Below are 11,407 nucleotides of genomic sequence, written 5' to 3' on the forward strand. Positions count from 1 at the left end.
TACATATTCTCAGAGAGTTCCTTCACACGTCTATAACAGGTGGCAATCGGGATATCTAGCTCTTGACTCAGCCAGCTAACTGATCGCGGCTCCCTTGCCGCCCGCAGTATATCTACGCTGTATTTCCGCCCGAGTACCTCAACTGCTTCCGTCGACATCTTGTTACCACGATTGATTCTCAAGGCTGAATAGCTGTACCCTATATTTATCGATCTAATTCTATTAGGGCCGATATGAAATGGTTCTCTAAGCGAAAACATAATAGAGCGGAACAACAACATCGGATGTATGAGCGATGGAGACGCGTACACGGAACATACCCCCGCGGGACTTCTCGAATTGTCTTCGGAACTGAATCAAGCTGGTTCTATCGAGGACATCTCTGTCGTTGCTGTCCGAATGTTGGATCTCAATTTTGATGCGCCTCTTTCGGCGATCTGGGAGTACGATGAGCAGGAAAACGAACTCTGCCCAATCGCCGAATCAACTGAGGCACAAGAGGTGATCGGCGATGCACCTATCCTTCCACCTGACTCTCTCGCCGGACGTGTGTACAGACAGAACCGTCCGGAAGTGTTCGACGATGTCCACGAGGCCGATGGCACGTATAATTCAGACACCCCGATTCGGAGCGAAATTATTGTGCCAATTTCAGATTTCGGCGTCTTGAGTGTCGGAGCTACTGAACTCAATGCCTTTACTCAGAAAGACGCAGAACTGGCGAAAATCGTCGCCTCGAATCTCGAACCTGCAATTTCACAAATCCGACACCTCGAGGAGTTACAGGCTGAGCGTGATTGGACACACACGTTGTTTGAAGGCTCCAACGATGCCATTTTCATTAGTGATTCAGATGCGAATTTCGTCCAAGTGAATCAGGCTGCTTGCCAGTTAACTGGCTATGAGCGAGAGGAACTCCTCTCGATGCGTATTCCCGATCTTCACGAAGAGGTCGACTTACATGCCTATCAGGATTACCACGACCAAATTTTAGCCGGCGAACCAGCAACCACTGACGCAAAACTGCTTCGGAGCGACGACAGTAAAATCGATGTCGAGTTCTCGAACCGTCGGATCAAGCGCGATGGGGCGGCCTATATGCATACCGTGGCGAGAGATGTGACGGAACAGCGGGAACGCCAGCGTCGCCTAGAGTCGTTTAAGTCGGCCATCGAGAACGCGAGTGATGGGATTGCTATTTTGGAGAACGAGGAGTACACGTACGTTGATCAAACGCATGCCGAAATGTACGGGTTCGAGGACCAAGATGAGTTACTGGGGCAGACTTGGCGTGATTTGTATACTGATGCCGTTGAAATCGAGCGCATAGAGGATGAGGCGCTTTCAGCGCTCCGATCTGATGGAGAGTGGAGAGGCACTGTAACTGCATCTCCAGAAGGCAAGAGAGAATTCCCGACCGAACTATCGCTGACACGCTTGGAAGACGATCGAATCGTCTGTGTTGTCCGTGACGTGTCTGAAAAATATCGGCGTCAAGCGGAACTTCGGGAGAATGAGCGGCGTTTCGAGTCGGTGTTCGAAGACCCCGAAATGCTGGTGGCGTTATTAGAAACTGATGGTGAGACGATTGAGGTCAATGAAACAGCGCTAAACTACGTTTCGAACGACAAATCCGATATCTTGGGGGAACCGTTCTGGGAAGGAGACTGGTGGTCGCATTCCTCGGACCTACAAGAAGATCTAAAAAACTGGATCGAACGAGCGGCTGCTGGCGAGTATGTTAGTTTCCAGGCTGAACATCCGGATCAGGACGGTGACAGTCGGTTCATGACGGGCACAATCCGTCCGGTTACAGGGGAATCTGGAGTCGAATCGCTCGTCATTTCTAGCCGTGATATTACTCCCCGTGAGCGACGACGTCGCGAGTTAGAGACGTTCCAGCAGGCTGTCGAGGATGCGAAAGACGGCTTCGCTATTCTTGAGGATGGAGAATACACCTACATCGACGACACACACGTGGATATGTATGGATTCGATGGTACTGACCAACTCCTCGGGGACTCTTGGCGGATGCTCTATGACGAAGATGAGGTAGAGCGTCTTGAGTCGGAAGCCTTCCCTGTTCTTGAGTCGGAGGGCCACTGGCGGGGTAAGGTAACCGGATCCCGACCGGACGGGACCACATTCCCGGCTGATCTCTCTCTGACCATCATCGATGAGGGCCCCCTCGTTTGTACTGTGCGCGATCAGACTGCACAACGAGAACGGAAGCGCGAACTCGAACTCAAGGAGCAAGCGATTGACTCCTCGAATGTTGGGGTCATGATCACCGACCCACAGCGAGAAGACAACCCGATCGAGTACGTAAATAAAGGATTCACCGACATTACTGGCTACCAGGAGGACGACGCCTTAGGTCGTAATCCACGTTTCCTCCAGGGACCCGAGACAGACCCAGACGAAATATCGAAGCTTCGAGAGGCGATTGCGGCCGGTGAACCGGTAACGGTAGAATTGAAAAACTACCGAAAAGACGGGAGTGAATACTGGAATCGATTGTCTGTCACGCCAGTCACTGATGCAGATGGGACGCTTTCGAAGTTTATTGGCATACAGCAGGACGTAACAGGTCGGAGGCAACGGACTCGGAGCCTGGCAGAACAAAACCGGAAACTCGAATTGGTTCTTTCTGGAACGGACACTGGTATTGCAGAGTGGAGTCTTGAGACGGATCAGATATCATTCGACGACACGCTTGTCGATTTACTTGGCCATGATCCGGACAACTATGAAGAGTTCGTACAGATCGTCGCGCCGGAAGATCGGGACCGTGTTCGTGATTCACTAGAACGAGTCGGCGATATCAACGACTTGTCTGCGGATTTCAGAGTTATTGATGCCAACGAACAAACGCGATGGATACACACAGATGCTGTTCTGATACCCGATGACGAAACTGGAGAGAGACTTGTCGCGATTGCCACGGACATAACGGATCAAAAACGACGGATTCGGCAGATTCAACAGGAGCGGAAGCGATTCGAGATCCTCTCGGAAAGTCTCGAAGAATACGCCTTTGTACTTCTCGATGACGATGGACAGATCGACAGCTGGAACGATGGAGCAGCCGACATCTTTGGATATGACGAAGAAACTGCAATTGGTATGCCAGCAGCAGAGTTACACCCTGAACAGGATCAAAAACGTGGGATTGCTGATCGGTTATTAAAACAGGCATCACTCGCAGGAGAAAGTACTCACGAAGGACAGCGAGTCCGTCAGGATGGATCGTCGTTCCCTGCAGAAGTCTCATACGTTCCCCTTCAAACTGAAGATGGAGTGTTCCTGGGATACGGGATGGTCATCAGAGATCTTACTAACCAGCGTCAACAGCGGCGTAGAACAGAGCGGTTCGTTGAGGAATCAGTCGACGTCGTGTCTATCTTAGATCGCGACGGGTGTTTCACCTATCTTAGTGGCTCTGCTGAACAGGTTCTTGGATATGATCCAACTCAGCTAAATCAAGAGAGTGTCTTTGATTATATCCATCCAGAGGATCGGGAACGTGTAATGGAAGCGTTTTTCGCCGCCGTGGAGGATTCCGATTCAAGCGTTCAGCTAGAGTTCCAAGCAATGGATGCGGATGACGAGTGGATTACCGTAGAGGCACGTGGACGGAATCTCTTTGACGATGAAGCAATTGGTGGGTTTCTGTTATATATACGTGACATCAGTAATATAAGAGAACAAACGAAAAAATTCGAATCCGTATTCAATCAAACGTTCCAATTGACGGGTCTGATGACCCAGAGTGGTGAAATCCTTGAGCTAAACGACCCCTTCATGGAGTTCGGCGGCATACGTGTGGAGGAGAGCAGAGGCACACCGCTCTGGGAATGCCCTCTGTTCGCGCATTCGTCTGAAGTGCAAACTCAAATTAGACAGGCAGTTACTCAAGCATCTTCGGGTTCATTCGTTCGGTTCGACGTGGAAGCAGAAGGCGTTGATGGACTCGCCAGCTTCGACTTCTCGATCAAGCCGATCTCAAGCCAGCACGGGGAGCTTAGCTTCCTGGTATTCGAGGCACGAGATATTACAGCTCAGGAGCAGCGTCGGCAACACGTCCAGGTCTTACACCGGATTATGCGGCACAATATCCGAAATGATCTGACGAAAGTGAGAGGGTATGTCGATCTGCTTGCGTCGGACACAGAGACAGACACTCGTGAACAGCGCGCTGCGACGATCCGAGACATTCTCGACAAGTGGGAAGGAATGGCAAACAAGACCCAAGAGCTCCAGAATATACTCACGAGCGAGAGCGCTCTCGCTTCCTACCAGAGTGCTCAGCAAATAGCTCAGGATATTCAAGCCAAAAAAGAAGACGAGCATGCTAATGCGAATATCACTATCACAGCCGACCACGATATAGAATCACAAATACCGAGTGACCTTGAGAAGGCGATTTCTGAGCTCGTTGAGAACGCCATCACAGCGAACGATACTGAGCATCCATCCGTACAGATCAGTGTCTCGCAAGCCGATGAACGGTGGGTAGAGATTTGTGTCTCCGATACTGGGCCTGGACTCCCAGACATGGAGAAAAATCTCCTCGAAACTGGCGAAGAAACACCGCTAAGTCACGGGCAGGGGCTCGGATTGTGGATGGTGCGGGCACTGGTGACTCGTGCTGGGGGATCGATTTCAGTCGACACCTCGGGCGATGGGAGTGAGATCAGACTGGAAGTCCCCACCCAACCGGCTCGAGAGGACTCAGAAAAACCGGGCATCGTGTCGTAAACTATGACCCAAAACGGAAACACAAAAATCCTGGTCGTCGAGGATGACCAGAGTTTGGCTGAGCTGTATGCAGAGTGGCTCGCAGACCGCTATGTTGTCGAAACCGCGTACTCTGGCGAAGAAGCCTTAGAAGCGTTTGATGCGACTGTCGATATCGTCCTTCTGGATCGGATGATGCCTGGGTTATCCGGCGGAGAGGTTCTTACGCGACTCAGACAATATGAGTCGAACTGCCAGGTGGTTATCGTCTCTGCGGTGACACCGGACTTCGATATCGTCAAAATGGGATTCGATGCGTATCTCGAAAAGCCCGTTGAAGCTGACGACCTCGAAGACGTTATCTCCCAGATGCTCACTCGTGCCGAGTACAACGAGGATCTGCAAGAGCTGTTCTCGCTGATAGAACGCCAATCGACCTTGGAAGCCGTCATGGACGCAGATACCCTCGAAACGAGCCCGAAATACCAGGCACTCACGGACCAAATCACAGACCTCGAGGATAAAGTCGAACGGTACCTCCAGAACCTGCCAGACAGGGATTTTCGAGTGGCTATTGAGCGCCTGCAACGAACAGCAGCAGAGCGCAGGGAACAACAGCAGTACCAGTCCCTCACTGAAGACGTCCTGGACACATCAGAGGAAGGGATCGTTGTAATTGACCGTGATGGACAAGTGGTGTGGGCAAACGAAACTACCGAAGAATTACTTGGAGTTGATAGAGACGATATCCAAGGGTCTGACTACAGTCGAATTGCTTCTGAATCGTACCAGGAATATCCCTCAGGTGAGCAAACACTGTCTGACCTCGTAACTCATTCTCTAGAGAACATGAATTCCGAAGTCGAAGCCATCGTCCGTATCCCTGAGACGGCTTCGAAAGAGCAGCAGTGGTTGGAGTACTGGAGCGGACCGATTCAAACTGGTCTTTATGCAGGCGGGCGGATTGAACACTACCACAATATTACAGAGAGGTACGCGTATGAACAACAGCTTGAGGATCTGCATGCGGTTTCCCGCGATCTAATGACAGCGGACTCGGAACGTAGCATCGGCGAGACCGTGACAACTGCCGCAGTCGGGGAACTCGGATTCGAGTTTGCCGCGATATATACACGAGAAGAGAACACGGGACGCTTGGTCCCACTAGCACACGCATCCACGGAAGATGTTACTGAAATTGACCTTCCCACTATCTCTGAAGGAGACACACCAGTCTGGACGACCTATGTGACTCGAACGGAACAGTTGGCTCCTGACGACGAAGACGTAGTAGATACTCGGTCGAGCCAGTGGTTGGCAGAGGAGTTCTCGTCGTGGCGACTCTACTCACTAGAATCAGAGGGGGTTCTGTTGGTGGGGATGACCACGACGCCAGAGATCTCCTCAAGAAAGAACAAATTGGCAAAGACGTTAGCAGCGAACGCAGCAAGCGCATTCGAACGAACAGCACAAGAGGCGGCCCTTCGGCAACGCGACCAGCGGTTAAACGAGCAAAACGAACGGCTGACACGACTGGATCGAATCAATACACTGATACGGTCGATAAGTGCCACGGTTATCAGTGCAAATACACGAGAAGAACTGGAGCAAGAGGTCTGTAATGCTTTAGCTCATCTGGATCTGATTAGCGGGGCGTGGATCGGTAAAAAAGATATTAATACGAATACGATCGAGGTCAGAGCCAAAACGGATTCGCTCCAATATCAAAAAGTGGGGGCGAACGACACTCCAGCAGATGACAATACCCAGCGGAGTAACTCTACATTGCCACCTACTGAACGGGCATACAGGATTGAACGTTCGGTCGTGGAGAGCGACTTAATGACCGCTCGCTCCGAAACGGAGTGGGAACAAGACGCACTGAAAAATGGCACCAACTCGATTGTGGCTGTACCACTACAGAGCGAGGCTTCGATCCTTGGCGTATTAGAAGTCCACTCCAAACTACCAAACGCCTTCGCTGAAGAAGAGGTGACAGCCCTCACAGAGCTCGGTCAAATAATAGGTCACGGGATATCAGCACTCCGGCAAAAGGCGGCGCTTCTATCTGGTGGGGGCACAATTCTCGAAATTCAGTTCGAGGACGATACTGGCCTTGCAACTCTTGTTTCGGATATGGAGACGGATCTCGAAGTGTTGAATGTAGTGACTGAGAGTCCAGATCACCTCCTGTTCGCGCGAGTGACCGGTGAAAACGTGACCCCCGAGGCGTTCGAAGCTGCTGGTTTCGATCCAGAGACGGTCATTTTGAGCGACTCTCGAAATGGTATCTACTGTAAAGTCCCGGTGCGGAACAGCAGCTTTTGCGAGAAACTGACCGATCAAGGAGTTGCGGTGAATTGCCTCGGGGTCAAGCCCCGAGGCTTCCTGCTTCGATGACGCGCTTTGCAGACACCTCTCGAAAATCATCGGTATCCGTAGGGAGCGCAGTCTCCACAGGCGTAGATTCGGGCCATCCCAGCCCTAACTCAGCAAAGCCTCTCTGCAACACGTTCATCGCTGCGTTCGCATCTCTGTCCGTCTCAAATCCGCACGCCGGGCAAGAGTGTTCTCTGACCCAGATGGGTTTCGCTGTCTCCACGCCACACCGAGCGCACTCTTTCGTCGTTCCTGCCGCTTCGACCTGCACAACGTGACAGCCATACAGGTCGGCTTTGTATTCGAGCAGCGTGATGAACTGTCGCCATGCCGCATCCTGCTTGTTCCGAGCGTTGTGCGATTGTTCGAGCATTCCCTTCACGTTCAAGTCCTCAACGAACACGGCGTCGTACTCGCGGACAAGCCACGTCGTGATCTTGTGCTGGTAGTCCAGCACCTTCCGCCGAATGTGACGCTTTACCTTCGCCACTTCCCGGCGTTGCTTCTCGTAGTTGTTTGACCCCTTCTCTTTCCGCGACAACTTCCGTTGCTCGCGGCGGAGACGCTCGTATTCGTCTTCGAGGTCGAGCCAGTCCACAGTCTTCCCGTCAGACGTGTGGATGTAGTTCTGGATGCCGAGGTCGATCCCGACGCTGTTGCTCGCGTCAAGCGAGTCTACGTCGGACTTCTCGGGGAGGGTGGCGTCGTCCGTTTCGAGGCCGAAGGAGACGAACCACTCGCCTGTTGTCTCTTTCTTGAACGTGACTTCTTTGATTGTGGCGTGGTCGGGAATCTGGCGGTGATAACGGATTTTCACCAACCCAATCTTGCTGAAGCGGACGTATGCAAACCTGTCGCGATCCCTCTTTTCATCGAGGTCGAAACCAGACTGGTTGTACGTCACGCTCCGATACTCGGGAGGTGATTGTCGCTTGAGCCGACCAACGTTGTATCCTTTCTCTTTCTTTTTGCGAAGGTTAGAGAGGTTGCGGTAGAAGCGTGCGACGGTGGCTTGTGCGGCTTTTGAGTGTAGTTCACCGAACACCGGCCATTTGCGCTTCCACTCGGGGAGTTTGTTGTTCTGGTCGTACTCGGATGGTTTGTCGTCCTCTGAGCTGTTCTCGTACTCCCAGCGGACGTGGTTGTAGAGTTGGCGATGAACATTCAGATGGTGTTCCAGTCGCTCCGCTACCTCTTGTGTCGGGTAGGCGTGGTAGCGGTGACTGTATTCCATCGCAGTCTGTTGATTAACAATGTGTTCATTTAATCGTTTGTGTTACGGGTTGTCGACTTCATCCCCGGGGTCAAGCCCCGGGGTATTCGCCTTGACAGCCGATAAACCGCTTCGAGACCTGATTGTGCCCGATTGAGTTCATTCTGCACTGATGAAATCCGGATTGTGCCTTCCGATATTTTTACTATGGTGTTTATATAAAAATCGGTCAAAGCAATAGACTTGTGCGTCGGATGAATTATGCCGGGAGCTGAGGGACCACACATATCGACCAACGACGGGGTGAACGCATCGTGGCGGTGGGCCACCGTGCTTGCCGTCCACCCCGTCATAACAGTCGGAGTACTGGCCGGCGCGCTCCTGTTTGGCCTCGCCGGCACCGCAACGACAGCGTTCGGCCTCCCGAAATTCATTCCGTTGGTTCCCGGAGGGCTGACTCTCGTTTTCCTCGGGATGGCCCATCTCTATACACCGATTTACGTTGCGGGACTAGCGCTGGACCGACGATGCGTGCGAGCGAGCGACGCGGCTTGGAGGCCGTCAAGATTGGTGCTGTTAGCTGGTGGTGCCCAGATCGTATACTTCGTCGTCCCGATCATACAGGCGTACGGGGGTGAGACGTTCGAGGAACTAGTGTTCGGGTCGGTTGAGTTCGCGGCACTCCTATGTACTGGAGTCGTTACGATCCGGTATCTGACTGTCCGCGACGACAACCTCCCCGGCGCCCCGGCGTTGGTCTCACTGTGGTCCAGTGTGTGGTCTCGCCTCGCTGGGATGGCACGTTACTGGTTGAGTTGACCGGAATCTGTGACAACTGCTGTGCGGGATCTGGAGGGCGTCGTCAGTATAGGGGCGAACCGTTCCCTCCCACCCCGAGTGAGTGCGGTTCAGCTACGAATATTCCGAATCAGTCGATGGAAACGCCTGCTATCTGTCCCGGTGCTGAGCCACTACCGCACCAACGAAACGAGTAAACCGACCAGCAAGACCACCCCGACGACAATCAGTGCGCTCCCTGTCTGTGGTGAGTTATCAAGCAGAGTCACACCGACCGCCGTCATCACGATCCCGATCACAAACAACAGAAGTTTCCAGACGACCGTGGGGACAAACTCGAGCACGATGTCAAAAACAAACGCAAAAATATCATCGATCATACCGATATCGATATGTTAATCACCCATTTCGTCCAATAAAAGTTGTTGTCTTGGCTATTCGGAGTCGCTACGGTTTTGTAAGGAGGCCAAACGACGGTATAGCGGTCGAACCGTCGTCACGGAGACCTGATGAGGCCGTCTTCAGAATCAAACGCCCCGTCAGACTCGATATAAACCGTTATATCCGGTAGATCGTAGCATAGTACGATGCCCTCCATACTCGAACGACCCGTGTTTCACTACGGAATCCCGCTCATCAACGCTGTGATCGTCGCGGTGGTCGGGTTTACCGTATTTACTGGGGTAGCGCGTCTGTTCGCACTCGCTCTCGCCGCTATTGAGGTCGTTGTAGTCCCACAGATACTGAAACGCGCGGCGTAGCCCAACCTCCTGACACCGAGGGATATCCACCACAGTAGAACCTCTGACGGCGCGTTTCACTCCCCGAACCGAATGAGGATACGAACACGGCCCGCTGGCTGTAGGGGCGTTCGGCGACGATGCTAAGCGTTCACCCCGCCGGCCGGTCGGGCCGACGATCGAACATCGCAAGCACGGTCTCGGGATCCTCCAAATGCGGGAGTCGGAGGGTGTCGTCGTCCAGCTCCACGACGACGGTTTCGGTCCCGAGTCGGCCGTCGAGCCAGTCGTGCTCGACGCGCAGGCTCCGTTCGTCCCACGGCTCGACGCGCCAGAGCGGTTGTCGGAACAGGCGGTCGTATGCGACGATCGCGTCGCCGTCGACGCGGTACTCGACGCCGGCGTACCGGAGCCAGTGATCGGCGGAACTCAACCCGAAGGGAACCATCACGGCAGCGGCGGCGAGTGGGACAGCGACGGACCACACCCGGCCGGTGGCAAACAGCAGTGCGATCAGCCCGATGAACACGCCCACGACCGCCGCATTCGGGTGCCGAACGAGGCCGGTGATCCCGCCGAACAGCCGCCCGAGCAACGTCGGACGGACGCACGCTGCGTCCTCCGAGACGTTGTCGTCCACCTCTCGATCGGTCGGGGGGTCGTACGCGACGCCGAGCGAGACGTTGGTCGCCTCGTCGTACGCTTCGAGCCGGTCGGCGTACTGATCTACGAGATCGAGCGCGGTCTTCAGTCCGACGATCCCGAGGAGCAGCGGAACCCCGACCGTGCCGGGATTGCGAATCGTACTTGACGCGCTTGCGTCAGCGGGGGCGGCGACGACAACCACACAGATCCCGACGAGGAATAGTGCCCCACCACGGAACAGAACGCCCTGAAGTGCGGTCTGGGCGCTGTGCTCGCGGTATGCCCGTTGATAAAAATACTCGAACCCGGTCCGCCCCGCCTCAGCGACGACGATCGTGAGGACAGCTAATCCGAGGAGCCACTCCGGCTGTTCGGGCTCGGCGACACCGACCACGCCGACGGTCACTCCGCTGACCGCGAACCACAGGAGCGCCAGAAGTGGGGTGGCGATCAGGAGTACGGGGACGCTGGAAATCCGAATCCCGATATCGGTTCGGGGCACGGTCACGTGTAGCGACCGGCGGGCCAACGCACCGAGAACCAGCGGATCGTCGTCGAGTTCGGACGGTCGTCCGGCGAACGTGGCTCGAGCCACTGCTGCTAGCAACACCACCGAAAACTCCACCCAGTACAGGAGAATCAGGGTCGTGGGCTGCCAGCCTAATGCACCCACGCCGACAAGAGGAACCGCGTTCGCCGCGAGGACACCGAACACCTCAAAACGGGGTAACCACTCCGGAGATTCGCCGACCAGCCCGGGGACCATACCGCGGTTTCACACTGGACGGTTGTAAACGCACCCGAATGCGACGCCGTCGACGGATGCCAGCGAGTCGGAGGCGGCGGAAGGCATCTTCGGGGAGAGCACGACGGACGCGGTGAGGCCTTCTTG

General features: G+C 54.2%; 7 protein-coding genes. 4 read left to right on the plus strand and 3 right to left on the minus strand.

The genetic code is table 11. The features are described from left to right. Positions 1–288 precede the first annotated feature (288 nt). Both BLU74_RS11205 and BLU74_RS11210 read left to right on the plus strand, forming a co-directional pair. Positions 289–4,761: a PAS domain S-box protein gene (locus tag BLU74_RS11205; RefSeq protein WP_089767373.1), complete on the plus strand. Its 4,473-nt coding sequence runs from the start codon at positions 289–291 to the stop codon at positions 4,759–4,761. Positions 4,762–4,764: 3 nt separating this feature from the next. Next, positions 4,765–7,140: a response regulator gene (locus tag BLU74_RS11210; protein WP_089767374.1), complete on the plus strand. Its 2,376-nt coding sequence runs from the start codon at positions 4,765–4,767 to the stop codon at positions 7,138–7,140. Here BLU74_RS11210 and BLU74_RS11215 read toward each other — a convergent pair. Continuing rightward, complete coding sequence (locus tag BLU74_RS11215; protein ID WP_089767375.1) at positions 7,112–8,353, minus strand: RNA-guided endonuclease InsQ/TnpB family protein; 1,242 nt, start codon at positions 8,351–8,353, stop codon at positions 7,112–7,114. The two genes, BLU74_RS11210 and BLU74_RS11215, sit on opposite strands and share 29 nt — an antisense overlap. A 240-nt stretch (positions 8,354–8,593) precedes the next feature. Here BLU74_RS11215 and BLU74_RS11220 point away from each other — a divergent pair, with 240 nt between their 5' ends. Further along, a complete protein-coding gene (locus tag BLU74_RS11220) occupies positions 8,594–9,151 on the plus strand; it encodes a hypothetical protein (protein ID WP_089767376.1) in 558 nt (185 codons plus the stop codon). A gap of 152 nt (positions 9,152–9,303) precedes the next feature. On the opposite strand, the gene BLU74_RS11225 is transcribed toward BLU74_RS11220, so the two are convergent. Beyond that, a complete protein-coding gene (locus tag BLU74_RS11225) occupies positions 9,304–9,510 on the minus strand; it encodes a hypothetical protein (protein WP_089767377.1) in 207 nt (68 codons plus the stop codon). Positions 9,511–9,717: 207 nt separating this feature from the next. On the opposite strand from BLU74_RS11225, the gene BLU74_RS18945 reads away from it, so the two are divergent. Beyond that, positions 9,718–9,891 (plus strand): hypothetical protein, encoded by a 174-nt coding sequence (locus BLU74_RS18945; RefSeq protein ID WP_175454623.1) that lies wholly within the window; start codon positions 9,718–9,720, stop codon positions 9,889–9,891. Positions 9,892–10,021: 130 nt separating this feature from the next. On the opposite strand, the gene BLU74_RS11230 is transcribed toward BLU74_RS18945, so the two are convergent. Further along, complete coding sequence (locus tag BLU74_RS11230; protein ID WP_089767378.1) at positions 10,022–11,281, minus strand: DUF6498-containing protein; 1,260 nt, start codon at positions 11,279–11,281, stop codon at positions 10,022–10,024. Positions 11,282–11,407: the final 126 nt, after the last annotated feature.

This window comes from Halobellus clavatus (genome assembly GCF_900107195.1).
Classification (GTDB): domain Archaea; phylum Halobacteriota; class Halobacteria; order Halobacteriales; family Haloferacaceae; genus Haloquadratum; species Haloquadratum clavatum.